The sequence below is a fragment of the Pseudomonas japonica genome (assembly GCF_013522925.1).
Classification (GTDB): Bacteria; Pseudomonadota; Gammaproteobacteria; order Pseudomonadales; family Pseudomonadaceae; genus Aquipseudomonas; species Aquipseudomonas japonica_A.
On the sequence record NZ_JAAMQU010000013.1, the window covers coordinates 112,771 to 138,728 of the forward strand.

16 protein-coding genes are annotated in these 25,958 nt (G+C 57.6%); 12 read left to right on the top strand and 4 right to left on the bottom strand.

The features are described from left to right. Nucleotide 1: 1 nt before the first annotated feature. The 12 genes from tssC (at nt 2) to tssA (ending at nt 18,308) form a co-directional block, all read left to right on the top strand. Nucleotides 2–1,504, top strand: coding sequence for a type VI secretion system contractile sheath large subunit (gene tssC / locus G7016_RS20160; protein WP_181117502.1), 1,503 nt, complete (start codon nt 2–4; stop codon nt 1,502–1,504). Nucleotides 1,505–1,529: 25 nt separating this feature from the next. After that, nucleotides 1,530–2,012: a type VI secretion system baseplate subunit TssE gene (gene tssE, locus G7016_RS20165; RefSeq protein WP_181117503.1), complete on the top strand. Its 483-nt coding sequence runs from the start codon at nt 1,530–1,532 to the stop codon at nt 2,010–2,012. Continuing rightward, the gene (tssF, locus tag G7016_RS20170) at nt 2,012–3,841 is read left to right on the top strand and encodes a type VI secretion system baseplate subunit TssF (protein ID WP_181117504.1); all 1,830 of its coding nucleotides are present in this window, start codon (nt 2,012–2,014) and stop codon (nt 3,839–3,841) included. The genes tssE and tssF overlap by 1 nt, the downstream gene beginning before the upstream one ends. Beyond that, nucleotides 3,805–4,875: a type VI secretion system baseplate subunit TssG gene (gene tssG, locus G7016_RS20175; protein WP_181117505.1), complete on the top strand. Its 1,071-nt coding sequence runs from the start codon at nt 3,805–3,807 to the stop codon at nt 4,873–4,875. The genes tssF and tssG overlap by 37 nt, the downstream gene beginning before the upstream one ends. After that, nucleotides 4,872–7,445, top strand: coding sequence for a type VI secretion system ATPase TssH (tssH, locus tag G7016_RS20180; protein WP_181117506.1), 2,574 nt, complete (start codon nt 4,872–4,874; stop codon nt 7,443–7,445). Before tssG ends, tssH begins: the two co-directional genes overlap by 4 nt. A 104-nt stretch (nt 7,446–7,549) precedes the next feature. Continuing rightward, nucleotides 7,550–8,173: a type VI secretion system lipoprotein TssJ gene (gene tssJ, locus G7016_RS20185; RefSeq protein ID WP_258195262.1), complete on the top strand. Its 624-nt coding sequence runs from the start codon at nt 7,550–7,552 to the stop codon at nt 8,171–8,173. After that, the gene (gene tssK, locus G7016_RS20190; protein WP_181117508.1) at nt 8,170–9,513 is read left to right on the top strand and encodes a type VI secretion system baseplate subunit TssK; all 1,344 of its coding nucleotides are present in this window, start codon (nt 8,170–8,172) and stop codon (nt 9,511–9,513) included. The genes tssJ and tssK overlap by 4 nt, the downstream gene beginning before the upstream one ends. Continuing rightward, complete coding sequence (icmH, locus tag G7016_RS20195; protein ID WP_181117509.1) at nt 9,510–10,223, top strand: type IVB secretion system protein IcmH/DotU; 714 nt, start codon at nt 9,510–9,512, stop codon at nt 10,221–10,223. The genes tssK and icmH overlap by 4 nt, the downstream gene beginning before the upstream one ends. A 19-nt stretch (nt 10,224–10,242) precedes the next feature. Further along, nucleotides 10,243–13,890 carry a type VI secretion system membrane subunit TssM gene (gene tssM / locus G7016_RS20200; protein ID WP_181117510.1) on the top strand — a complete coding sequence of 1,216 codons (3,648 nt, stop codon included), beginning with the start codon at nt 10,243–10,245 and terminating at the stop codon, nt 13,888–13,890. Nucleotides 13,891–13,960: 70 nt separating this feature from the next. Beyond that, on the top strand, nt 13,961–16,435 hold the full coding sequence (locus G7016_RS20205) for a type VI secretion protein IcmF/TssM N-terminal domain-containing protein (RefSeq protein WP_181117511.1): 2,475 nt from the start codon (nt 13,961–13,963) through the stop codon (nt 16,433–16,435). Between the two features lie 117 nt (nt 16,436–16,552). Next, on the top strand, nt 16,553–17,071 hold the full coding sequence (locus tag G7016_RS20210) for an Hcp family type VI secretion system effector (RefSeq protein WP_181117512.1): 519 nt from the start codon (nt 16,553–16,555) through the stop codon (nt 17,069–17,071). 163 nt (nt 17,072–17,234) lie between these two features. Further along, nucleotides 17,235–18,308 (top strand): type VI secretion system protein TssA, encoded by a 1,074-nt coding sequence (gene tssA, locus G7016_RS20215; protein ID WP_181117513.1) that lies wholly within the window; start codon nt 17,235–17,237, stop codon nt 18,306–18,308. Between the two features lie 587 nt (nt 18,309–18,895). Here the strand turns inward: tssA and G7016_RS20220 are convergent. From G7016_RS20220 to G7016_RS20235, 4 genes are read right to left on the bottom strand one after another with little or no spacing between them, the layout of a single operon-like run. Then, on the bottom strand, nt 18,896–20,530 hold the full coding sequence (locus G7016_RS20220) for a type I restriction-modification system subunit M (protein ID WP_181117514.1): 1,635 nt from the start codon (nt 20,528–20,530) through the stop codon (nt 18,896–18,898). Then, a complete protein-coding gene (locus G7016_RS20225) occupies nt 20,527–21,666 on the bottom strand; it encodes an AAA family ATPase (protein WP_181117515.1) in 1,140 nt (379 codons plus the stop codon). The genes G7016_RS20220 and G7016_RS20225 overlap by 4 nt, the downstream gene beginning before the upstream one ends. After that, the gene (locus G7016_RS20230; protein ID WP_181117516.1) at nt 21,663–22,949 is read right to left on the bottom strand and encodes a restriction endonuclease subunit S; all 1,287 of its coding nucleotides are present in this window, start codon (nt 22,947–22,949) and stop codon (nt 21,663–21,665) included. The genes G7016_RS20225 and G7016_RS20230 overlap by 4 nt, the downstream gene beginning before the upstream one ends. Next, nucleotides 22,939–25,935, bottom strand: a complete 2,997-nt coding sequence (locus G7016_RS20235; RefSeq protein ID WP_181117517.1) for a type I restriction endonuclease subunit R — start codon at nt 25,933–25,935, stop codon at nt 22,939–22,941. Before G7016_RS20235 ends, G7016_RS20230 begins: the two co-directional genes overlap by 11 nt. Between the last annotated feature and the right edge of the window lie 23 nt (nt 25,936–25,958).

Here is a 25,958-nt window from a genome sequence, read left to right on the forward strand (position 1 = left end):
CATGAACGACAAACCAGACATGAGCGAACAGGGCACAACTTTTGTATCGGCCCAACCGCTCGCGCCTCATTCCCCCCTCTTGGATAGCATCATTTCCGAAAGCCGCGTGGCCCGGTCCGACACCGAGCGTAGCCGTACCCGGGATCTCATCGGCGAGCTGGTAGGACAGGTCCTGGAAGGCGAACTTACCCCCAACAAGGATTTGATCGCGGTGCTGGATGCGCGGATCGCCGAGATTGACGCGATGCTGTCCGAACAGATGAACGAGATCATGCACTCACAGGAATTCCAACGACTGGAAGCTTCCTGGCGAGGCATGAAGTACCTCGTGGACCAGACCGAGACCAGCACCACATTAAAGGTGCACTTGCTGAACGCCTCCAAGAAAGACCTGGTACGTGATCTCAAATCAGCCTCCGATTTCGACCAGAGTGCATTGTTCAAGAAAATTTACGAAGAGGAATACGGCACGTTCGGTGGTGCGCCTTTCGGCATGTTGCTGGGGGACTATGAATTCACCCGCAGCCCCGAGGACATGTATCTCCTCGAAGAGATTTCCCATGTAGCTGCCGCAGCTCATGCGCCTTTTATCTCGGCGGCATCGCCGGAGCTATTTGGCTGGGATTCGTTTACAGACATGTCTGGCCCGCGGGACTTGGCGAAGGTCTTCGACACGGTCGAATACACCAAGTGGAAGTCCTTCCGCACTTCGGAGGACTCCCGCTATGTAGGCTTGACACTCCCCCATGTACTCGGGCGCCTGCCCTACGGGCCGGAGACCGCCCCAGTCGAAGAATTCAACTTCGTTGAAAGCGTCGATGGCCGAGACCACGGCAAGTACTTGTGGATGAATGCGGCCTATGCACTGGGCACCCGAGTAACCAGCGCCTTCTCCCGCTACGGCTGGTGCGTTGCCATTCGCGGGGTGGAAGGCGGAGGTTTGGTCGAAGGTTTGCCGACTCACGCCTTCAAGACGGACGACGGCGAAATCGCGCTCAAGTGCCCGACTGAAATCGCAATTACCGACCGCCGTGAAAAAGAGCTTTCCGACTTGGGTTTCATCCCATTGGTGCATTGCAAGGGCACCGACTATGCAGCGTTCTTTGCCACCCAGTCGGCACAGAAACAGAAGCACTACAACACGGACCTTGCTAATGCGAACGCACGGCTTTCCGCGCAATTGCAATACATCTTCGCTACTTCGCGTATTGCCCACTACATGAAAGCCATTATGCGGGACAAGGTTGGCAGTTTCGCCTCGCGCAAGGATGTCGAGCGCTTCCTGAATAAGTGGCTGGCCAACTACGTGCTGCTGGATGACACCGCCAGCCAGGAAGCCAAGGCCAAATTCCCACTGCGCGAAGCGCGTTCCGAAGTGGCTGAAGTCCCCGGCAAGCCAGGCGTGTACAAGGCTGTGACATACCTGCGCCCGCATTATCAATTGGACGAGCTGACTGCATCCTTGCGGTTGGTAGCGGAGCTGCCGCAATCGACCCGCGGCTGAACATGACCACCGCCAGGAAGGCACCATGAGTAGTCAATATAAGCTGTTGCCATCCCTGCTGGATCGGCTACTGGACGATCATCCCCAGCGGGCTGGCGAAACGGCTTCACAACGTTTGTGTTCGCTTGCCGACTATAAAGCCAGTGTAGTGCGTGACCTGGAAATCCTGGTGAACACGCGCCAATCCCTGGTCGCTGATAAATTGAAAGATTTTCCTCAATTGGCTGGGACCGTCCTCGAATACGGGATGCCAGACTTCATCAGCAAAAGCGTACTTGATCCCCAAGACCGTTTAGTTATCCAGCAGGAACTGGAGAGGGCCGTCAGCCTCGGGGACCGCCGGTTCAGCAGCGTGAAGGTGCAATTGCTCGCGCAACAAGCGAGCCGGCGCACGCTCACGTTCCGCGTAGACGCCGTGCTGCGCTTGCAGGACGTTTCCAGGCAGGTGTCTTTCGATGCGGTGCTACAGGTCAACACTCAAGAATACAAAGTGCAAAACCTCAACTGATGATCGACGATCTGCTCCCCTACTACGAAAAAGAACTGTCGCACCTGCGTTTTCTCGGCCAGGAGTTCGCGAGCCAGTACCCGAAAATCGCCTCCCGGTTGTTGATCCAGGGCGATAGTTGTGAAGACCCTCACACCGAGCGCCTGATACAGGCTTTCTCCTTCCTGTCGGCACGGGTGCATAAAAAGCTGGACGACGAGTTTCCGGAAATCGTCGAATCATTTCTCGAGGTCCTGTATCCACATTACCTGCGCCCTACCCCCTCTATTTCCATCGCGCAGATAAACCTCGGCACCCTAGAGAAAGTCACCGAAGGCTACCGAATCGAGCGGCATACGGAATTACACGCCAACCCGATAGATAAAGTGGTGTGCAAGTTTCGCACTTGCTATCCGGTGGAGCTCTGGCCAGTGGCAGTATCCCAGGCAACTTTCGTGGAACTGGAGCGTTCGGCGTTCAACGGCCACAGTGCCGACCTCGTCGCTCGCTTGCGCTTGGGCCTTGCGGCTACATCCGACACGCTCCTGGGCCAGATGCCACTGACGCAACTGAGGTTTTTCCTCGACGGCGAAAGCTCGCTGATGCAGCAGTTATACGAACTGCTGTTCAACAACCTGGCCAGGGTCACTCTGGCTTATGAGGACCAGGGGCACCCTCGAGAGGTCGCCTTACCTCTGGACGCGTTGAAACCCGTAGGTTACGGATTGGATGAGGGCTTGGTGGACTACTCCGAGCGCTCGTTCCCGGGTTACCGGCTTCTACACGAATACTTCACGTACCCCGACAAGTTCATGTTCTTCGACCTGGGTGGTTTCGACAGGTTGGCGGGGAAAGCGCTGAAGGGGGTAGAGGTCAATTTTTATTTCTCGAAGTACGACCTCGGCGATCGTCTGGCCAGGCTCGCTCAAAACCTGGGCCGGAACAATTTCAAGCTCAACTGCACGCCCATCATCAATCTGTTCCGGCAGCAGGCCGAACCTATCAAGCTGACTCATACCCAGCACGAATATCCGGTAAAGCCGGATGTACGTCTCCAGAGTGCCGCAGAGGTGGTGTCCATTGATCGCGTACGGCGTATCAAGAGGGTTGGGGAGACGGATCAGGTCGACATTTGCCATTCGTTCTTCGAGCCACGAGGTGAACGTGGTCCGAACGCCAGCTACTGGGTCGCTCGCAGGCGGCCGACGACGATACATCGGTGCGAGGGCACCGATATGTTCATTCGGGTGGTGGATCAGGACCTGGACCTGCTTAGTGCCAGCAATGACGCGCTCAGCCTGCGCCTGACCTGCAGTAATCGCGACCTTCCCGCGCTGCTGCCATTCGGCACCGAATGCGGAGATTTCGATATTCCTTTCAACTCGGTCGTATCGCACATTCGCTGCCTGCGCAAACCCACCTCGGCAGTCCGAGTACCTCTGGGCAATGGGTTGATCTGGCGGCTTGTCGCCCATCTGTCCCTCAACCATATGTCGTTGGTAAGCCATGGCCGCGATGTGCTGCTTGAGCTGTTGTCGCTGTACAACTACCGCAACGCTTCAGCCGTTCGCAAACAGATCAATGGCATTGCGGCGGTGGACAGTGAACCCGCAGTGGCACTTATCGGCCATCCACGCCCGAGCTTCGTTCGTGGAGTGGGCATCACCCTGACCTTCGATGAAAGCCAATACACCGGTAGCGGCGTGTTCCTGTTCGGCAGGGTGCTGGACCATTTCTTTGGCCAGTACTGCAACGTGAACAGTTTTACCCAGTTGACGCTACGTACCCTGCAACGTGAAAAGAGAGTGGTCCAATGGCCAGCCAGAACCGGCGATCAACCCCTGGTCTGATCGACCAGGCCAAGACGGAACCGCACCGATTTGAGTTCTTCCAGTTGGTGCGCTTGCTGCGCTTGCATTACTGCCAGATGGAGCGCACTGATCCGCAAGCCGGGCGGAACAATGACCCGTTACGGTTCCGGTCATTATTATCGCTCAACTTCCCTGCCAGCGAAGTAAGCGACCTGCGCTTTGATCCGGAGACCCTATCGTCTCCAGTGGGCCTGCCGCTGACCGAAGTGCAGGTCACGTTCATGGGTTTGGTCGGCCCTTCCGGCGTACTACCGCAGCCTTACACCGAATTGCTGATGGAGCGGCATATCCAGCACCGCGACGACGCGGCCCATGCGTTCCTGGACCTGTTCACGCACCGGCTGACTTCGCTGTTCTACGAAGCCTGGCAGAAATACAAGTTTCACATTGAATACGAGCGCAACGGTCGTTCGGCATTTGATCGCTACCTGCTCAACCTGACGGGCTTCGGTCCGGTAGCCCAGCAACGAAAACTCAATGGGGAACGCACCTCCTTGCGATGCGAGTTGTTCAGTTATTTCTCCGGGATGCTCACTCAGAAGCCGCGTAACGGCCTGAACCTCAAAGCCATCCTGAGCTTCTGGTTCTCCTTGCCGTTCGATGTCAAACCCTTCGCTGGCCGCTGGTTGAAACTCGACGCGAGCCAATGCACTCAGCTTGGCCGCAGAAATGCGGTACTTGGGCAGAACGCCCTCGCTGGCTGGCGTGTATGGGATTACCAATCCTGCGTCCGTATTGAAACCGCTCCGTTGACGCTGGCCGATTACCAACGCTTCCAACCGAATACGCCCGACTACCGCAAGCTGGTGGAGCTGGTCCGCTTTTATGTGGGGGCGGAACTGGACTTCCAGTTCGCCCCCCGGCTAAAGCGTGAAGCGGTGCCATCTGCGCGCCTCGGCCGCCAAGGCAATGTTGCTCTTGGCTGGCTCGGCTGGCTCAAGCGCTCTGGGGTGGCGATCGAACCTGACCGTTGCGCCCTCTTTAACATTCCTTTCGATGGGGTGTCTCTGTGAACCTGAAGTCCCTGTTCGCCAAGCTGAACGACACCGCTCGACGCGCCACCGAAAGCGCCGCAGCACTGTGCCTTTCCGAACGTCATTACGATGTGGAGGTGGAGCACCTGCTGCTGCAGTTGCTCGAACGCGACGACAATGACCTTCCCGCCATACTGCGCCGTTACGACATCTTGCCGGAACGCTTGCAGGCACAGTTACGAGTTACCCTGAGCACCTTAAAGGCCGGCAACACCCGCACGCCGGCATTGTCCTCCTGCCTGACGCGAATGATCGAACAGGCATGGTTGCTCGCATCTATTGAATTCAACCAGGCTCGAATCCGTACCGGTCACCTTCTTCTGGCATTGCTGTCCGATGCGCAATCGCAGCAGATACTATTGGCTTCGGCTCCGGTGCTCAGCGACATCAATGTGGATGATCTTCGGGCAAACCTGGCTGCATTGATGGTCGTTGGCGCGGAGAGCCAGGAACCCGGGGCCGACGTCCCGCTTAAAGGTAACGGCAAAACTCCAGCGCTCGACCAGTACACCATCAATCTCACCGAGCAAGCCCGGGCGGGCGGGATTGACCCTGTGCCGGGGCGTGAGTTCGAGGTGCGGCAAATAGTCGACATACTGACCCGCCGCCGTCAGAACAATCCTATCCTGACCGGAGAGGCTGGCGTCGGCAAAACTGCCGTCGTTGAGGGCCTGGCGCTGCGCATCGTCAAATGCGAAGTGCCCGCCGTACTCAAGGACGTCGCCATCCATACCCTGGACCTAGGGTTACTGCAGGCAGGTGCCGGGGTAAAGGGCGAGTTCGAGAGCCGCCTCAAAGGAGTAATCGAAGAAACCAAGCGCAGCCTGCACCCCATCATTCTGTTTATTGATGAGGCGCACACCCTGATCGGGTCCGGTGGCCAAGCTGGGCAGAACGATGCTGCCAATCTGCTCAAACCGGCACTGGCCAGGGGTGAGTTACGCACCATCGCTGCAACTACCTGGGCGGAATACAAGAAGTACTTCGAGAAGGATGCCGCCCTTGCCCGGCGCTTCCAGGTGGTCAAGGTCGAAGAACCTGACGAAGACAGCGCTGTGCATATGCTGCGCGCCTTACTGGCCAAGATGCAGGAACATCACAAGGTCACGATCATGGACGAAGCCCTCGTGCAAGCCGTTCGCTTGTCGAACCGCTATATCACCGGGCGCCAATTACCGGACAAAGCGGTAAGCGTGTTGGATACAGCGTGCGCACGGGTCGCCCTTGCCCAAGCGGCGCAACCCTGGGCGCTGGAGGACTGCAATCGCCGGCTGGATAACCTAAAAGCAGAAATTGCGGTGCTCCAACAGGAGAGCACCAAGGGTAGCGACCATGGCCTACGTCTAGTAGCCCTGGAAGCCTCGCAGCAAAGCGAACGACGGGCTTGCGCTTCCTTGGAAAAGCAGTGGCTAGAGGAGCTCGAACTTGTACGTAAATTGAACGCGCTTGGTGCAGAGGCCAACTGTGATCCCCGAGCCCTGGAAGAAGTGAAGGCGGAGTTGGCGAGCGTGCAGGGCGACTGCCCACTGGTCCACGCCCTGGTGGACGGCAACACCATTGGTGAAGTGATCTCGGGCTGGACCGGTATCCCTCTAGGCAAGATGCTGCGCGATGACCTCCAGACCGTTCACCAATTACCCGCTCTGTTAGCCGAACGCGTGCTGGGGCAGGACCACGCCCTGCAAGAGATCAGCAAACGCATCAAGATTTCCCGGGCCCGCATGGAGGATCCGAACAAACCCATCGGAGTATTCCTGCTACTTGGTCCCAGCGGGGTAGGCAAGACCGAGACAGCGCTGGCGCTGGCCGACATTTTGTATGGCGGCGAACGTAACCTCATCACCATCAACATGTCCGAGTACCAGGAGGCGCACACGGTGTCCAGCCTCAAGGGCTCCCCACCAGGCTACGTGGGTTACGGGGAAGGCGGCGTACTCACTGAGGCCGTGCGGCGCAAGCCATACAACGTAGTACTGCTCGACGAAGTGGAGAAAGCCCATCCGGACGTACTGGAGCTGTTCTTCCAGGTCTTCGATAAAGGGGTGCTGGATGATGGCGAGGGCCGGGAGATCAGCTTCCGTAATACCGTCATTTTGCTCACTTCCAATCTGGGTACCGAGCATATTCTGCAGGCCTGCGTCGATCCCCTGGAGCGGCCAACGCCCACTCAACTGATTGAGGCCTTGCGCAACGAACTCAATCACGTATTCAAACCGGCATTTCTCGGCCGCTTGACTATCGTCCCCTACTACCCCGTTCAGGATGCTGTGCTCGAACGCATCGTCGAGCTGAAGATGCAGCGCATCGCGCAGCGCTTCAAGCGCAATCATCAAGGCGTTCTGAGTTATGGCCCGGGGCTGATAAAGGCCATCACCGCACGCTGCACTGAAGTCGATAGCGGCGCCCGCGCTATCGACAACATTCTGTCCGGAACGCTTATGCCCGACCTCGCCCAGCGAGTGCTGGAACACATGGCGCTGGCGGCACCGATCCACCACTTGAGCATCGAGCCAGGCAGCGGCGGTGACTTCGCCTACCACCTGGCCTGATTCGAATAATCCATAGGTAAGTAGTCATGGATATCACCGCAAGTAACAAGGCGCTGGCGGGCCTGGCCGGCTACGCCACGGCTATCGCAAAGCTCATCGGCGCCATGGCGCTGGTTTGCGGGTTGATGGCCTGTGGGGTTAGCGATCGGATAGGCAAGCAAGTCGATGGCACTTGGGCAGGCGACATGCTCCATGCCGATAACGAGCAAGTAGTGCTTACTTCGGACGGCGGTGACCAGCTCAACCCGGATGCTACTGGGGCACCGCTATCGGTAGTACTACGCGTATACCAGTTGGCGGCACTTGAGCGCTTCGCTTCTGCCAGTGCCGATGGCCTATGGCATATGCCGAATCAGGTGTTGGGCAATAGCCTGATCGAAAACCATGAGCTGACCGTGTTGCCCGGCCTTGGCCAGGTTGACAAGTGGCCGCTGAACAAAGCGGCCCGCTATGTGGGTGTAGCGGCCTTCTTCCGAGAAAACACGGATGCGCGCTGGAAAGTGGCGTTTGACGCTAACTCACTGCGCAAGGACGGCATTTTGTTTTCCAGCAACGGCATGCGGGTATTGGTGAACCGTAATGAAGTGATGGCCACGCGGGGCATCGACGTGTTGGGAAAACCAAAGGCACTCGAACCCTCAGCCGAAAGCCTCAAGTCATCGGGACCACACGATACCGCGGGTCCGTTGACCTCTATCTCCAAAACTCCGTTGGAAAGCATCGAATGAACAAGCGCAGCCGCGTGATGTGGTCCGAGGGAATGTTTCTCCTGCCACAGCATTTCCAGTATCAGGATGAGTTCCACCAACATCAGCTCGCCGAATCCAACTTACGTCACACGCCTTTCCATTGGGGTGTGCAGCGGCTGCTGATCGACGAAGAAGCGCTGGCCACCGGATCGTTGCAGTTGAAGGCACTGAAGCTGGTGTTCCCCGACGGCAGTTTGTTCGATGCGCCGCAGCACGACCCCTTACCAGGCGCCCGCGACTTGCACGGCCTGCCCAAGGGTGACGACTTCAAGATCTACGCGGCGTTGAAGCTGAGAGACCCTTACGGGCTCAACTACCTCGAAGACGGTCACGAGCAAAAGGCGGGGCGACGCTTTCGCAAGCAGTTCGATACCTTGCCGGACCTGAACGAAGGCGACCTGGAAAACGAGATCACCAGCCTGCGCCTGAACGTTGTCATGCTGGCCGATGGCGACAACCTGGACGGCTACAGCTATTGCCCGATCGCCAGGCTTTCCCGCAATGGCACGGGAGGCTTCAACGTAGAAGCGCAGTTCATCCCGCCCGCGCTGCACATCGACGCCCACGCTGGTTTACTGGAGGTGGGCAAGCGCTTGCTCGGCGCCTTGCAATCCAAGAGCACAATGCTCTCCGGGCGCCGGCGCGAACGTGCGGACCAGATCGCCGAGTTCGGGGCCAGCGATGTTTCTCTGTTCTGGCTTCTAAATACGGTGAACCGGGCATATCCAGCCCTGGCCCACCTCTTGGCTCATCCGCGCCTGCATCCTGAAAGGTTGTACCAGTTCCTAGCCGAACTGGCTGGGGGGCTATTGACGTTCTCGTTGGGCACGCCGCTGAGCGCCATCCCGCCTTATGACCACCGTGACCCGGGGGCTTCACTCGCACGCCTCGACGAGTTGGTCCGCAGCCTGCTTGATAACGTGATTCCCGATCAGTGCGTGTTCATTGCACTGAACCAGACAAAGCCCTCGTACTGGCAGGGTCGGTTGTTGGACCCACGCCTGCTTGAGGCGAGCTTCTATCTGTGCGTGCATGCCGACATGCCTGGCTCCACTTTGCTCGAACTGGTACCACGCGCCATCAAGCTGGGCTCTCCAGAAGACATTGAGGTAGTGGTCAACAGCGCGATGCCTGGTGCCTCCCTGTGCCACGCTCCGCGCCTGCCGAATGCCATTCCGTTACGCCTGGATAACCATTACTTCGCAATCGAGCCCCATGGCCGGGTGTACCAGCGAATGCTGGAAGCCCAAGGTGTCTCGATCTACGCCCCCAGTGCCTTTATCAACCTCAAGCTTGAATTGATGGCAGTACTCAAATGACCGAAGCAGTGGCGCAGGAGGCTGTAACGGCCGCAACGGAAAAACCCAGCTTGAAAAGCCTCACTCATGACTTCATCAGCATGGCGCTGATAGTGCGCAAGGGCCGCCAGGCCACTTGCATCGGAGATTTTACAGCCAGTATCGAGGCTTTTTTTATCCAACTGGAGCGTGAAGCCCGAGCGGCGCATTACAGCGTCGAACAGGTGCGTGATGCGCAATACGCGCTGTGTGCATTCCTGGACGAAAGCGTGCTGAGCACCGAGGACAGCGAGCTGCGCCGCCACTTCGAACTCCAGCCCTCGCAATTCCGTTATTTCCAAGTACACCTGGCAGGTGAAGGCTTCTTCGAAAAAATCGAGACGCTGCGGGCCGACATCCAGGAGAACCTGGATGTGCTGGAGGTGTATCACCTTTGCCTGGCGCTGGGGTTCGAGGGGAAATACAGCATTGGCGAGAAAGACCAACTGCGCTACCTGGCCAATACCCTGGGTCAGGACATTGCCCGCTATCGCCCCGCCTCTCACGCACTCTCGACAGATTGGGCCCTGCCCGATCCGGTGCCGCATGTACTTCGCCGTGATGTGCCGTTGTGGGTGTATCTCGCGCTGATCGTCCTGGTGTGCCTGGCGGTATACCTGGCTCTGGACCACCTGCTGAGCAAGGACGTTGCTCGCTTGGCCGAACAGATCGATCAACTGTTCGGTAAGTGAGCCGTCGAGTCAGGAAGACATGAAGACATTACCCCGCTTTTTGAAAGATTTTTGGTTCGTCACCCCCTTAGTGTGGGCGGCCAGCCTGCTGGCGTGCTGGCTGGCCTTCTCACGCGTGTCTGGCTGGCGTCCTTATACCTACGAAGCACTGGCGATCCTCAGTGCCTTCCACCTGTTGATCATCGTGCTACGCCAATACCGGCGTATCCGCACCGAACACAACCTGGAAAACCTGTTTCAACGACAGGTGGATCGCTCGCTCGTCTCCAGGGGCCAGGTGCTTGACCATCAGGTCCTTCGTGACCGGCTCGAACACGCCCTGGCCCTGTTGCGCGCCCAACGCTCCAAGGGCGCAGGCTCCGACGGGCTCCACGACGTGCCGTGGTACCTGGTAATTGGTCGAAGCGGTGCGGGTAAAACCTCGCTGCTCAGCCGTTCCGGTTTGTCGACGATCCTGGCTAACGGCATGGGGGAACACGATACCGCCCTATCTCATGAAACCGTTTCGCAGGCCGCTCCAGGAACCAGCCATTGTGACTGGTACCTCAGCCCCGAGGCGGTAATGATTGATACCGGCAGCCGGTACCTGTGTGACGAGCAATCGGCCGTCGAATTTGGAGCCTTCCTGCGCCTGCTGGAAAAACAGCGAGGCAAGGCGGCCATCAGTGGCCTTGTGCTTGTGGTGAGCCTGCCTGAGCTGCTCACCGCCAGTGTCGCCGGACACCGCGAGCTTGCAGCTCAGCTGGTTGCTCGCGTGGAGGGCTACGCCGACAGCTTGCAGGTGTGCCCCCCCATTTACCTGGTGCTGAGCAAGACCGACGCGCTCCCTGGCTTCGCTCAAGCGTTCGATGGGCTGGACAGCATTCAGCGGCAGAAGCCGTTGGGCATGACCTTCGAAGTGGGGGCCTGCCAAGGCGAAAACGTGCGGGCAGTACTGAACGCCGAACTCGCCAACTTGCAGCAGTACATTCAGCTCCATGTGGATGCTCGGATCACCGCCTTGGGTGAGGAGGTGGACAGCGCATTGCTGAGTTTTCCCAATTACTTCGCTGAATTGTCTGCGGCGCTACAAGAGCTGCTCGAGCCCTTTACCAGTTCAGGCGCCCGGCCCACACCGCTGTTGGTCCGCGGGCTGTATTTCACTAGTGCTTTGCAAACCAGCGATCAACTGCGCCCGGTGTATGAGGAAGGGATTGCGGAGACCTTCGCGCTGGTAGCGGAACGCGAGCCTGTCGAGTCGCCCAGCTCCGATGCCGGACGAATGACCAGCCGTAGCTACTTCATCACCGACACTTTCCGCCGCGTGCTTTTCGCAGATCGTGACCTCGCGCTGCATCACTGGCGGGCCAATCGTTCACCAAAGCTGAAGCCAGCAATCATTGGTCTGGCAGTGGCCGTTGGTGTGGCGGTGATCGCTTGGCAGGGGCTGGCCTTCGCCAACAACCGGCAGTGGCTGGAAGCGCTCTACCTACCACTCGATACGCTGCGACTGGCTCCGGACCGCGATGAGCGGCTGGCCTCCATGGAAGGGTTGGAACTGCTGCGCCGGCCGTTCGCGGCCTTGGCAGAGCGCCGCGCCAAAGGACTCCAGCCAGTACTCGGTGGCGGCCCATACCACAGAGATGATCTTTACGAGTCACTACAAGGGGCCTATCTGCGGCAACTGCGTCGCCAGGCGCTGGAGCCCATCGCGCTACGATTGGAAGCACAGCTTCGTGAGTTCAATGGATTCGCGGTTCCTCTGGAACACCGAGTTGATCCCATTCAGGCAGACGCTGTGATCAGCGCCTATGACGCGTTGAAGCTTTACCTGATGCTGACCGAGCCCCAGGCGCATTCGGAGACGAGTTTCGTCGCCGCCGCGCTCCCCGCCGCCTGGGCCCGCACGGCTAGGGAGCTGAACCCACTGAGCGATCAGGCGATCCACGCCAACACGTCCATTTACCTAAGGCTAATGGCCGCTGGCCAAGCCCCCAGCGTGCCTCTTAACGACCAACTGGTGAGCGAAACTCGCCAGCGCCTCAAGAGCTTGATGATTGCCAGTTCGCTGGTAGACCGTGAATACCTGCGCTTGCAGCTTGAAGCCAGCCGGCAGTTTCCAGCCTTGGGCTTGGCGGACCTGGTGCCGCCCCCCGGTCGAACACTACTAGCTGGTGACGCGATGGTTCCGGCGATGTTCACCCGCCAAGGTTGGGACACTTTCGTGAAGCCCGAGCTGATCAAGCTGGTATCAGACAACCTGCAGAGTGAAACGGACTGGGTTCTGGACGGCGACCACGGAGGCAGCGTAGTACGGAAGGCCAACTTCGTGCGTGATTTCATGATGCGCTACAAGCGTGACTATGCCGAAGCGTGGTACCGCTTGATGAACAGCGTGAGCGTGCGCCCATTCAGCGACATGGCCACGGCCATTAACCGGCTATCGCTACTGAGTGACGTGCAGAATGCACCCGTCAAAGCCCTGCTGGCCGCAGTAGACGAACATACCCAATGGGATCGCCCCGCCCCTCGCAGCGCCGTACCGGTTGGGTTGCCTGCCGATGACGGCTTTTGGAACAAGGTCAGCGGCCTGTTCGACGCCCAGGAGGCGGCCCCCTCATTAGCGACCTCGCCACTGCCGGCGGTGGACGACGGCAACCTGGCAGAGCAATTTGAACCGATTGCCCGGTTGTTTACGACAGAAAACGCGGAGGGCGCTGACAACACGGTCATGGACCGTTACCTGGCGGCCCTGCGCAAGCTCAAGGTGCGTTTGAACAATATCCATCGCTCCCAGGATGTTGGCAAAAGCAGCAAACAGCTGATCAGCGAAACCCTTGAGGGACAGCCATCGGAGATCACCACGGTCCGCAATTACGTGGAAGCGACCGTGGATATCAGCCAAGGCGAGTTATCCAGCGCGCTGCAAGGTTTGTTCACCCTGCCAATCCGTTATACCTGGGAAACCCTGCGCAAGCCGGCCGGCGAACACATCAGCACGGCATGGACGCAACAGATCGTGAAACCTTGGGACGATGTACTCGCCCACCGTTATCCGATCGCCAATGGCAGCGACAACGAAGCCTCGGTCAAGGACTTGCAACGTTTCGTAGACCCTCATACAGGCCTGCTGCCTACCTTCAAGCGCAACGAAATCGGCAACCTGGCGGGTGGCGAGGGCTTAGGCGTCGCCAGCCCTAAGGCGGCGCCATTGGTCAATCCTGGCCTGCTTTCCAATATCGACAGGGCCAGCGCGTTGGGCCAGGTGATCGCAAGCCTGTCGGACCGCGAAAACGGCTTCGAGATCATGCTGCAACCCTCCCCGTACTACACCGACATCCTCCTTACCTTGGACGGCCAAGTACAACACTACCGCAACGGCAAGCCCAGCTGGATCCGCTTTTCATGGCCTGTAGCGACTACCACGCCCGGCGCGCGGCTGGAAGCCATTACCCTGACCGGCGAACGCATCACAGTATTCGATTATCCCGGTCGTTGGGGCTTGCTGCGTATGAGCGACAGTGCCCGCGTGGCAGACCTGGACCGCGTTCAACAGCGCATGAGCTGGACCACGGTCAACGGTCCAGTAAGTCTTGTAGTGCGCAACTACGGCGGTGTGAAGCTGACGGACCTCGGCAATGTCAAGAACCTGGGCAGCCTCAGCATGGCAGAGGGATCGAGCAAGTGAAGCCGGATTCGAACCGTTCTTTTAATGGCAGGGTGGCCCCGTGCGTCGATGGGCTGGATGTGAAGCCTGTATGAATACCTTCAAGCATTACTTTTTGCGCTATTTACCCTATCTCCCAAGCATCTGCTTCTTCCTCATAAGCTTCTTGGTATGGGGGCTAGGCCGAGCTCTGGGATTCGCCTCGCTTAATAGCCTGCTTAGCGGAATCGGGATCTTTCTGTTGCTATCGATTGGGTATGTGCTGCTGTACCGAGGCGCAGTCCGACGGGCTGCCCTTGAGCGCGCGCTGCGTCCTATCCAGGACCCAAGCGCCCCCGATGGCGGTGATGGGGTCAATGCGCAAATGGATGAATTGCGTCAGCGCCTGCTGCATTACGCCGAGGGGCGCCCCAGCATTCCCGGTCGAGGTGCCAATAACGTACTGCCCTGGTATCTGGTGATGGGAGACTCGAGCGCAGGCAAGAGCACCCTTCTGGCCCAGGCAGGGCTGAATTTTCCCTATGCCGAGTGTAATGGGGAACAGGCTGGCGGTACGCGAAACTGCAATGTGCTGCTGAGCACCGAAGCGGTATGGCTGGACACAGCAGGGCGCTTCATGAACGACCCGCAAGCGGCATCTGCATGGCGGGGCATGTTGGACCTATTGCGCGGGCATCGACCCCGGCAACCGCTCAATGGCGTGATTGTGACTGTAAGCATCCATAGCCTCCTGCATGACAACGCCGAAGCGCAGGCACGCAGCGCCAGGCTTCTACGTGAACGTCTTCAGCAGGCCCAGAAGTTGTTGGAGGCACGCCTCCCTCTCTACCTGGTATTCACTCAATGCGACTCGATACCCGGGTTCACCTCTTTCTATCAAGGAAAACGGACCGCCGGGCACAAGGAAGCTCTAGGTAAGACCTTCTCCCACGCTGGATACCAGCACACGGACTGGTGCGTGCGCTTCAGCCAGGCCATGGACGAGTTGATCGAACATCTGCGGCATACCGCTGCCCGCCGAGTGGCGCTGCAAGATGTACAGGTCACTCGCCGGGATCCCGCCCCTTACCGCTTCCCGCTGGAGCTGGCGGCACTCAAGCCGCGATTGGAAGCGTTCATCAATGCCCTCTTGCGAGCTAACCCCTACCAACCGCCAGAGCTATTGCGCGGCTTTTATTTCACCAGCGCGCTGGAAACCGAGCAACAAGTGGAAACGGGGGTGCATAGCCAGCAGGTAGTGCAGCGTTTTTCACTGATCAGCGATCTACAGAGCGTTAATGCCACTGGCCACCCAGGCCCTTTATTCGTTGAAGGGCTGTTTCGTGACGTGATCATCGCCGACCGGCACTTGGCTGGGTGGTATGCCTGCAACTACAGCGAACAAAAGCGCAAGGTTGCCTGGGCCGCCGGCACGATGATCGCAGCCATGATGCTTTGCAGCCTTTGGGGATGGGCGTGGTGGAGTAATACACAGAATCTGGAGGTTATCTCCGGGGAGATCGCTCAGGCGGTAACGGACGACAATGCTACCGAGGCGCAATACACCAGTTGGCATCGCCTCGACCGCCTGCGTGCCTGGGCAGCACATTACTATGTGCTGCACCGCAACGCTGGCGTGCCGCTCGCATCGCGAATGGGCTTGTATCAGGGATACAAGGTAGAGGCTCTGATACGAAGCGGTTATTTCGCCCAGCTCAAGCAAGTGATGCTGCAACCGACGGCGGATAACCTCACCCGCTCGCTTACCTTATTACCTACCATCAAGGTGTACCAACGCAGGGCAAAAAGCGCAGGCCCTATAACTGGCCTTGATAGCGTGGAACCCACCGCATTGCCGTCTGACAACCGGGCACAATCGGTGGCCGAGTTCGGCAAGGCGATGCTCACAACTTACGTGATGCTGACACCTGCCCAGCGTGAGCAGGCTGAGCCGGCTTTCCTGAAGAAGCGGATTCCCGAGTACTGGTACCCCGCCATCGCCAAGCGAAGCAGCGCAATCACTCGCAACGACTATGAGTTCGCCAGCCGCCAGATCGACTTCTATAGCGAACAGATCCGTGAGCCGGACGTGCCGCGGATCATTGGCAACGCGTTCCTGATTTCGAGCGCCCGCAACTACATCGACAGCCTGTTGAGCCAGTCACTGCGCGCCCTCGAAACCATCACGCTGGAATCCGACACCTTGTTTGCGTTCGCCCGCTCCGACTTCCAGAGCCTGAAAGCCGAGGGCCAGAATCAATTAAGTGCGATCGCCAGCAAGCTGCTCAACACCCCCAATCTGGGCAAGGTCATCATCTCCGGCCACGCCGACCAGTTGGGTGACCCCCATACGAACCTGCAGGTGTCGATGCAGCGCGCGGAAACAATCAAGACTTACCTGGCAGGCAAGGGTGTCCCTATCGAGAGAATGGTTGCCATTGGCAAAGGCAGTGGGAAACCGTTGGTGTACTGCGAACCGCAACAATCACGCACCCAGCTGATCCAGTGCCTTGAGCCGAACCGCCGAGTGGAAATCGAAGTCCGCGCGCTGGACGTACCCAGTGGAATGAATACAACGCCCACTTAATGAAAAGAGATCGGGCGTGGCAAGAACCTCTCCTGGCGAACCCAGGAAGGTGTGAAGAAAAGCGCGTGGGCCATCAGGTCCGCTGCTTTCAAATGTGGGGAAAAGGAGAACTAAGAAATGGCATTTGACGCTTACATTGAAATTGCGGATATCCCTGGGGAAGTCTTGGATGACAAACACAAGGGCTGGATTGAGGTACTTGGCTATGAGTTCGGTGCTACTCAAGCAACTTCGGCTACCGCTACCTCTTCGGGCGGCGCTTCGGCTGAGGGCGTGGTGCTGAGTGACTTCAGCATTTGCAAAGTAGTGGACAGTGCATCGCCTAAGCTATTTGAAGCCTGCTGCAAGGGTACTCACTTCAAGGAAGTAACACTGAGCGTCAACCGCGCTGGTGGCAAGAAAGTCGCCTACCTCACGATTGCTATGGAACAGGTCCTCATCTCGTCGGTCAAGAGCGTGGCAAGGCGCAATCGGAACGGTGGAGATAACGCTATTAGCGATTTGCCGCTCGAAGAGATCAGCTTCAACTATGCACGGATCAAAAAAACCTATGCCCGTCAGAGCCGTGAGGATGGCGAAGCCGCGGGGAATATCTCCGGTGGCTGGGACCGCACGAGGAACCAGCCTTTCGCCTAAGCCTAAGGTGCGCGCATGTGGCCGAAGCTAAGGAAGAGACATGAACGTCGCCTGACCTAGCTGAGGCCTGTTGCATCACGGAACAGGCTGTGAAAGCGGCCTGGAAGCGGCACGGCGCCCTCAGTTTACGGGCTCCGTGCTTTCATTGGAGCGAAACGTCCTTATGCCTGACATGCTTGACGGTCTCGGTCTGTCCGAATTGATCATCCCCATCGACGGAGCCGCCGGCGAAGACCTGAGCTTCTCCAACCTGTTCGATCAAATAAAAGAAGCCCGGCGGGCCGACCCTCACTATCTGGCCCAAGGCGAATGGCAGACCGACCTGAAGACCTCGGATTGGGAACTGGTCACCACCCTGGCCACCCAAGGCTTGGCACAGCGAAGCAAAGACCTGATGCTAGCGGCTTGGCTTGGCGAAGCCCTGGCCCACATGCACCATTTCCCTGGGATCGCGCTCGGCCTTGAATTAATACAGCAGTTGCTCGATCGTTTCTGGCCAAGCTTGTTTCCTTCACTGGAGGAAGGTCTCGAGGAACGCGCCGCTCGCTTGGCATGGTTGAACACCACGCTTGCCCAGGTCGTCAGCGAATTGCCCATTACCCAAGGGCAAGCGTTTAGCTTACTGCGCTATGAGGAATCCCGCCTTGTGGAGAACCTCGCCTTGCAGAACCCGCAAACCATGCAGGCGGCGCTGGGCGAAGGCAAGATCAATGCCGAGATATTCCAACGCTCGGTAGCGCTGACTGATTCGGCACATCTTCAGCTAAAGGCAGCGGAAATAAGTACGTGCCAGAATGCGTGTGAGCAATTGCAAAACTGTGTCGATACGCTTTTCGGCAGCGAAGCCCCCCGCTTCAGCGCGCTTGCTCACAGCCTTCAACGCACTAGCCATCTTGTGGAGCGCTTGCTCAAGGAGCGCGGTTTGGACCCTACACTGGCGGCGGTTTCCAGAGTAGACGCACAGGAGTCAGCTCCTGATCCTGCGAAAGGTCAGACCGAAGCCGAAGCGCGGCCCTCCCTACGCTCCATCCCCACCAACCGCGAAGAAGCGTTTACCCTGCTGGAAAACGCGGCGCAATATTTCAAGCACGCCGAGCCGCACAGCCCCGTCCCGTATCTGATCGAGCGCGCAATCAAATGGGGCAATATGCCTTTGGAGGGTTGGCTGCAGGAAGTGATCAAGGATAATGGTGTAGTGGAAAACATTCGCGAACTACTAGGTACTCGCCAAGGGTGACGATAGGACCGCCAGGTAAACGCAATAAAAAACCGCAGCGGGTCACGCTGCGGTTTGGAGGGTTGCGGCGGGCTTACACTTAGAACGGTTGTACTCACGAAAAATCGTAAACAAGTCAGATTTTCCTTGTGAGTCAACGCTTTGGTGATGAGGCACGTGTCATCCGCCCAAGAAACGTAAACACAAATAAGATTTGAAGCTCTGTTGTTTACACTTTTCCCCAGCCGGGCGCATGCCTAAGTCAGGACCAGAATGGCCGGATCTCCCAACCTGCAACCAGCCAAGCTCGGCCGTGGTTTGACCAGCTTTCGCTAGGTCGGCCGTAGAACGGTGGTTTCGCAGGCTTGAGGAAATAGAGGGGTGCTTGCGGTATGCCAAAGCATCCTGCAGGGCACGGAGGGGCCAAAAGCAACTAACCCCCTGGTGCGCAGTACGGGACAAGTCCCGCCCGAGGCGTGGGGGCTATTCTTGAGGTCAATACTAACACGGTCCTAACGGTTGACCGACTTTGATCAACCTGTCATCGCTGGTGCCAGCTGAATCGGTAGGGGTCCATATGACACGCAACTTAGGTTAGCTGCCGCAGACTATGGCAGCAGGGGTAAATCCAAGGCACTTAGATACTCGTTGTGCTTCTCCGTTGCCTTCCTGATGCTTTGATCTATCGAAATTAGCTCTTCATGAACCGCCTTAAGGTCTATTACCTCCTCCGCCTCTGCAGTACTCACATAGCGCGAGATATTTAGGTTGAAATCGTTCTTCTCGATTTCATCCATGCCTACTCTGCGCGAATAACAAGATTCTTCCTTACGGTACCGGTAGGTATCGATGATCTTTTCAATATGCCCCATTTCACCGTTAGGCATCTGGTCTGTTTTAAGCAGTCGGTTCTGCCGCTTACCCTTCTCGAAATACTCAGCAGCATTGATAAACAACACGTCGTCAGGTTTCTTGCATTTCTTCAACACCAGGATGCACACCGGAATACCGGTAGAGAAGAACAGGTTGGCAGGCAGGCCAATGACGGTGTCGATGTGCGCATCCTTCAGCAGCTTGGTGCGGATGCGAGCCTCGGCGCCACCCCGGAACAACACCCCGTGAGGCAGGATGATGGCCATCACTCCGTCTTGCTTAAGGAAGTGGAAGCCGTGTAGCAGGAACGCGAAGTCCGCTGCCGACTTAGGCGCCAGACCGTAGTTCTTGAAACGCATGTCCTCGGTGAGTGATTCCGAAGGCTCCCAGCGGTAGCTGAACGGCGGATTGGCCACCACTGCATCAAACTTAGGCATCTTGGCCGGATTGGACTCGCGCAGGTCGTCCCACTCGTTGAGCAAGGTGTCGCCGTGAAAGATGTCGAACTCGGAGTCCTTCACGCCGTGCAGCAGCATGTTCATGCGCGCTAGGTTGTAGGTCGTTATGTTCTTTTCCTGCCCATAGATCTTGCCGATGCCGTGCGGCCCCATGCGGTGACGCACATTCAGCAGCAGTGAACCTGAGCCGCACGCAAAGTCCAGCACGCTGTCCAGATGAGCGCGCTGGCCGGTTGCTGGCTCTTGCCCGTCCAGGGTGACGATGGCTGAGAGAATGCTTGAAATGGGCTGCGGGGTATAAAACTCCCCGGCCTTCTTGCCCGAGCCTGCCGCGAATTGACCGATCAGGTATTCGTAGGCATCGCCCAGCGTGTCACTGTCGGTCGAGAACTGGCTTAGCCCGTTCGCGATTTCCTTGATGATCTTACATAACTGAGCATTCCGCTCGGCGTAGGTCTTGCCCAGTTTGTCGGAGGCGAGGTTGATCTCAGAGAACAACCCCCGAAAGCTGCTGGCGAATGATTCCGTCTCGATGTAGCCCAGGCCCCTCTGCAGCGTGTTCAGGAGCATGGCATCTTGCGTGCGCGCCATCTCGGCGATATTGCCCCAGAGGTATTGCGGTTCGATCACGTAATGCACCTTGCGGCGCATCTGCTTCTCGAACTCCTTGACATCGCCTTCGTTGGCCTCGTACCAAAGCTGTAGCGGCGTAGTTACAGAGCCGTCGATCTGCATCGGGTAGTCTTGGCCCAACTCTTTCCTGGCTGCAGCCTGGTAGTTGTCCGACAAGTAGCGCAGGAATAGGAAGGCCAGCATGTAGTCGCGGAAGTCGTCCGCGTTCATGGCGCCGCGTAGTTGGTCGGCAATCGCCCAGAGTGTCTTGCCCAGTCTTTGTTTTTCGAAATCAGTCATGGTGTGCCTGCTGGTCCAGCAGCCGGTGCAGGCTGGGGGAACAAATCGGGGTTGAACGGGTAACGATTCAGGAAGCCATCAAGAATCGTCTTGAAATGGTCCTTGTTCTCTTCGCCCATCGGCACGGGCTCGAACAAGGAATAGTCTCCGTGGCTTAAGATGTTGATGAGCCGCGCATGGAGTACGCCTTCGGGGTCGTCCGCATCGTCAGTAGGGATGCACGCCGAGAACTTCGAGAAACCATGAAAGCTCGCAGACTTCTCCAGCACTGAGCGCAGCATGTTGAAGTGGTAGGTATACAGCTCGCCCGACTGGGCCGCTTGGTACAAATCCGTCAGCACCGCCACGTGGTGAAAAAACGGTGTCGCCCCGGTGTAGGCTAGCTTGTATGCTCCATCCGCCTTGGACCGTGTGAGAAAGTGCGCCGAGACTTTCTTCGACTTTCGAGCATCCAGTTCGTTATGCATCACGTTGAAGAACAGTGGATGGTGCGACGAGATGACGACCCTCAGCGGGTTGTCCGTCTTGTTCAACAGCTGCGCTAGGTGGTTGCCCACGGAGATCGCGTTGTGCTCGTCGAGCGACGAAATCGGATCGTCGATGTAGACGTACTTAACCCAGCGGTAGGCCTCGATCTCCGGGTCCATCGCCAGCCGCATGACAGCGAGGAAGAAGCACCAGACGAAGAGGTTCTCTTCGCCGCGCGACACCTTGATGTTGTCGATGACGTCCCCGTTCACCGTGCGTGAGAACCGCACTGCCCATTCCTGGGTGTCGATGCGGAAGTCGAAGTCCGCGTAGCGCTGCAGCAGTGGCCGGATGCGGTTGTCCATTTCCAACTCGGCCAAGCCGGCGAAGAAGCGCGAGTCGGCGTTCAGCGTCAGCTTGCGGTCGCTGTCACCATCCAGGTCGTTGTCCCAGTGGAAGAGGTCCTCGGTGAAGGCATTGAAGTACAGGGTGTCACGCGCTTCAGCGTCGGTGGCGCCCAGTTTGCCAATATCCTTGAACGCCATGGAGAGGCGTGTTTTGCCGGTGCCGTTATATGCGTATAAGACGATAGTCTGCTTGCTTTCCAGTTCTTTGCGCAGATGGCTTGCTAGCGTTGGCAGATCGGCGAAAGTCTGCCCCGGCTTCATTCCTGTGCCTCTTCAAGTGCTGGAAGTAACTGCTGCATCAAACCCTTTTTATGGGATCTGAGCGCGTCGACTCTTTGCGCCTGAATGGTAATTCGAAAGTCGAGAGAAGCCAGACAGTCGGCAATCATCTTCTGTTCAGGCAAAGTCGGCAGAGCCAGTCTCATGTTAATAAAAAATGGAAGCCCGATAGTTTTGATTGTGCTTCCACTGGCGATCCCCTCAAACAGCGGCTTTTTATGCTGCAGCGTGTAATAAAGAAACCAGTTGTAAAGCCGGTCCGGCTTGCAGGTCCACACGATGAAGTGCTGACTCACTGCCATATCTAACCCCATAACGGCACTTTTCCCAACGCCTGCGTCTCGACTCAAGAGCACTGATCCCGCTGGATGCAAGACAGCGGATGAATTTTTAATGCCAACGGATGAGATTTCCGTTTCTGTTTCATCAATGAGCCCAGCGTCCAGTCGCTTAGAGTCGGCGAGCGATACCCACTTTATGCCCCCGCCATAGTATTCGGGGTGCGCTTTGCTGGGCGTGTGTCCTGAACCTCGCTTCGCCAGTTCTTCCAGACGAACTTCGGTCCAATCCGCCGTATTCGAAAAATCAGGAAATCGCAAGCTCGGAACTGTAGCACCTTCGGTTGGCAAAAGTTCGTTCATCACGCCTCGCTTTTGCACCTTGAGTGCTTCAAGCTTCTGGCCTTCAGCGGCAATCAGTTCATCCAGAGATGACAGGCAATCTGCAATTCTCTCTTGTTCGACTTTGTCCGGGACCGAGACTTTGAGGCCCAAAAATGTCTTTTCGTTGAGGCGCTTAGAGCCAGTGCCAGTCATTTTCAGTGCTAACGCGCCATAGATTTCTTCCCGGGCGAAGTAGTAATAGAGCCAAAGAGGATGACAGCCTTCTTTGAAGTCAAAGCAGGGTAGGTCCTGGGACGTTTGATGACCATCGAGACTTTCTGGAATTATTCCAAATGCACCTTTATGGATATTCTGTTTGCCGTATATAAACTGCCCTGCTGCCCGAAGGAAGTGATTGGTCGCCTCGCTGGATTCCGTGCCTCGGTAGGCCCTTGGCTCTACACCTTGTAGGTGAAGTCTGACGGTTATTCTTTTGGTGGGGTCATTCGTTTCGGTGGGTCTTCTAGATTCCGAAACGAGCTGATCGAGTGCCATCACCACCCAAGGTCCTGCTGCCTGGAACTCTGGGAAGCGGAGCCGCGGCAAACGTGACAACTTGTTGTTACGCTGGTGCCCCATAGTCGGGATATATTTATTGCTCATACGCGCTCAACCCTGAAATTTCTCGCCCTTGTGCCAGTTTGTGCAGTAACGGCGTGAGTTCTTCCATCAACGCCAGTTCCTTTTGCGTGCGGGCTTTCCAGCCCAGGTCCAGCGGCGTCATCAGCTCGCTCAGTGCTTCGCCGTCAAAGATGCGGCGACGCAGCACGCCATCGACGAAGTTTTGGAGCGCCTCGACTCTCAGACCATGGCGTTGGGCCATCTCGGACACTGCCTGGGTTTTTTTCTCGGCCTTGAAGCAATCAAAGCCTCTGCGAATGGCGTCTTCGTCCAGGGCCTGGCCCACGGGCAAACTACGGATGTACTCGGCGATGTCGTCTCGGTCGTCGATGAACTTGGCATCGGCTTGGATCAGGCCGATGAGCTGCTCGCGGTTCAAGTTCAGCTTGCCAGGTTTCTGCTGCGTCATGCGCGCGATCAGGACCATGATATAGTCGTAGTCGATCACCGCCGAGGCGAAGAGCACGAACTCGAAATCGAGCTGCTGCACTTCTGGCAGGGTCTGGTCGCGGTCTTGCAGGGCCTTCAGGCGCTTGGCCGTCTCTAGGTACACGCCCTTGAAACCCAGCATCTGGTCGGGCGGCACAATCTGAATGATCTGCGTTTTCTGTTCTTCCGAAAGGTCGGTGTACTGGTCGAGCTGCGTCTTGAGGCGCTGTACTTCCTTGAACAGGTTGACGAACTGGCTACGGGCGGCATCGCCCTTCAGGTTGGCAACGTCTTCCGGGGCGTTCGCCAGCCCTTGTGACAGCATAAAGTCCGCCAACTTCTGTGTGGCGGCTTGCAGGGTGTCGATGACCTTGGGGGCTGGGTCCACGAGCCAGATCTCGCGTGGGTTGTCTGTCTTCTCGCCCGAGAACAGCGCAATGGCATCTTCCACGGGCTGTTGCTGCTGGCGGAAGTCGAGCACGTTGCCGTAGGGCTTGCTATCGTTCAAGACGCGATTGGTCCGCGAGAACGCTTGGATCAGGCCGTGGTACTTGAGGTTTTTGTCCACGTACAGGGTGTTCAGGTACTTGGAATCGAAGCCGGTGAGCAGCATGTCCACCACGATGGTGATGTCGATCTTCTGGCCGTGCGGGAGATCGGCATTCGGGTATTGCTGATCCTTGATGCGCTTCTGCACATCTTGGTAGTACAGGTCGAACTCAGCAATGCGGTGGTTGGTGCCGAAGCGCGCGTTGTAGTCGGCCATGATGCGCGTGAGCGCGGCTTTTTTGGCTTCAGGATCCTGCTGGTTGTCGGCCTTCTCCTGGGGCAGATCTTCCTGAATCTGCTGCACATCCTTATTGCCCTCGGCAGGTGGCGAGAAGACACAGGCAACGTTCAGCGGCACGAAGCTGTCATCCTCTACCCGCTTCTTGTCCTGCAGTTGCTTGAAAGCCTCGAAATACTCGATGGCGTCGTTGATGCTGGCAGTAGCCAGCACGGCATTGAACTTGCGCCCATTAGTGGCGGCGTCGTGCTTGGATATGATGGTCTCGGTGACCTTGGCCTTCGGCAACCCCTCGCCCGGCTTCGGCGGCTTCTTGCCCTCGGGCTTGAAGAAGTCGATATGGAACTTCAAGACGTTCTGGTCTTCGATGGCGTGCGTGATCGTGTACTCATGTAAGCAGCGCTGGAACAGGTCGTCTGTTGTACGGTAGCTGGCCTGCTGGCCTTCGATTTGCACAGCCGTGGCGTTGTCTTTGAAGATCGGGGTGCCGGTGAAACCGAACAACTGGGCCTTTGGGAAGAATTCCTTAATGGCCTTATGGTTGTCGCCGAACTGCGAGCGGTGGCACTCATCAAAGATGAACACGACGCGCTGTTCGCGCAGAGGCCCAAGGCGCTGCTTGTAGGTCTCGTGACCTTGCTTTTCCTTCTGTTTGTTGCGCTTGCTGTTCTCGTCCAGCGCCAGGCCGAGCTTCTGGATGGTCGTTACGATCACCTTGTCGGCGTAGTCGTCGGACAGTAGGCGCCGCACCAGTGCTTCGGTGTTGGTGTTCTCTTCGACGCAGCCTTCCTGGAAACGGTTGAATTCTTCGCGGGTCTGGCGATCCAGGTCTTTGCGGTCCACCACGAACAGGCACTTGTCGATTTCCGGGTTGTCCTTGAGCAAGGTGGAGGCCTTGAACGAAGTCAGGGTCTTGCCCGAGCCGGTGGTGTGCCAGATATAGCCGTTGCCGCAGTTCTGGTGGATGCACTCCACGATGGCTTTGACGGCATAAATTTGATACGGCCGCATCATCAGCAGCTTCTGCTCGCTGGCGACCAGCACCATGTAGCGGCTGATCATCTGGCCCAGGGTGCATTTGGCCAGAAACTTGTCTGCGAAGCTGTCGAGCTGGGTGATCTTCTTGTTGTCTTCGCTGGCGAACTGGTAGGCCGGCAAGAAGCGCTCATCCGCATTGAAGCTGAAATGCCGGGCGTTGTTGTTGGCGAAGTACCAGGTGTCGGTTCGGTTGCTGACTATGAAGAGCTGCAGGAAGCACAGCAGCGTCTTGCCATGCCCGTTGCCAGGGGCCGCCTTGTAGTCGACGATCTGCTGCATGGCGCGGCGCGGGCTGACTGCCAACGTCTTCAGCTCGATCTGCACCACCGGCACACCATTGATGAGCAGCATCACGTCGTAGCGGTGATGGCTGTTGTCAGTGTTTATGCGCAGCTGGTTGACAACTTCGAAGTCGTTCTTGCACCAGTCCCGGGTATTCACCAGGGTGTAGTTCAGCGGCGTGCCGTCGTCGCGCTCGAAGGCGTTTATGCCGCGCAGCGTCTGGGCGGCGCTATAGACATCAGGCGTGATGATGCAGTCCAACAAGCGTTGGAACTCGCTATCGGTCAGCCGCATCCGGTTGAGGGCTTCGAACTTGGACCGGAAGTTGGCTTCCAGCGCATCGCGGTCGCGGATGTCTGGACGGTAGGTGTACTTGAGTTCGCCGAGCTTGGCGATCAGGTCCAGCTCCATTTGGTGTTCTGTGGCAGTCATAAATTGGTTCCTGACAAGGTCCC

What these genes read in the sequence shown, in the direction of transcription:
- G7016_RS20205 (WP_181117511.1), top strand. Translation starts at nt 13,961, where the DNA reads ATGAATACCTTCAAGCATTACTTTTTGCGCTATTTACCCTATCTCCCA.
- G7016_RS20225 (WP_181117515.1), bottom strand. Translation starts at nt 21,666, where the DNA reads ATGAAGCCGGGGCAGACTTTCGCCGATCTGCCAACGCTAGCAAGCCAT.
- tssE (WP_181117503.1), top strand. Translation starts at nt 1,530, where the DNA reads ATGAGTAGTCAATATAAGCTGTTGCCATCCCTGCTGGATCGGCTACTG.
- tssJ (WP_258195262.1), top strand. Translation starts at nt 7,550, where the DNA reads ATGGCGCTGGTTTGCGGGTTGATGGCCTGTGGGGTTAGCGATCGGATA.
- G7016_RS20220 (WP_181117514.1), bottom strand. Translation starts at nt 20,530, where the DNA reads ATGACTGATTTCGAAAAACAAAGACTGGGCAAGACACTCTGGGCGATT.
- tssF (WP_181117504.1), top strand. Translation starts at nt 2,012, where the DNA reads ATGATCGACGATCTGCTCCCCTACTACGAAAAAGAACTGTCGCACCTG.
- G7016_RS20235 (WP_181117517.1), bottom strand. Translation starts at nt 25,935, where the DNA reads ATGACTGCCACAGAACACCAAATGGAGCTGGACCTGATCGCCAAGCTC.
- G7016_RS20210 (WP_181117512.1), top strand. Translation starts at nt 16,553, where the DNA reads ATGGCATTTGACGCTTACATTGAAATTGCGGATATCCCTGGGGAAGTC.
- G7016_RS20230 (WP_181117516.1), bottom strand. Translation starts at nt 22,949, where the DNA reads ATGAGCAATAAATATATCCCGACTATGGGGCACCAGCGTAACAACAAG.
- tssG (WP_181117505.1), top strand. Translation starts at nt 3,805, where the DNA reads ATGGCCAGCCAGAACCGGCGATCAACCCCTGGTCTGATCGACCAGGCC.
- tssM (WP_181117510.1), top strand. Translation starts at nt 10,243, where the DNA reads ATGAAGACATTACCCCGCTTTTTGAAAGATTTTTGGTTCGTCACCCCC.
- tssK (WP_181117508.1), top strand. Translation starts at nt 8,170, where the DNA reads ATGAACAAGCGCAGCCGCGTGATGTGGTCCGAGGGAATGTTTCTCCTG.
- tssC (WP_181117502.1), top strand. Translation starts at nt 2, where the DNA reads ATGAACGACAAACCAGACATGAGCGAACAGGGCACAACTTTTGTATCG.
- icmH (WP_181117509.1), top strand. Translation starts at nt 9,510, where the DNA reads ATGACCGAAGCAGTGGCGCAGGAGGCTGTAACGGCCGCAACGGAAAAA.
- tssA (WP_181117513.1), top strand. Translation starts at nt 17,235, where the DNA reads ATGCCTGACATGCTTGACGGTCTCGGTCTGTCCGAATTGATCATCCCC.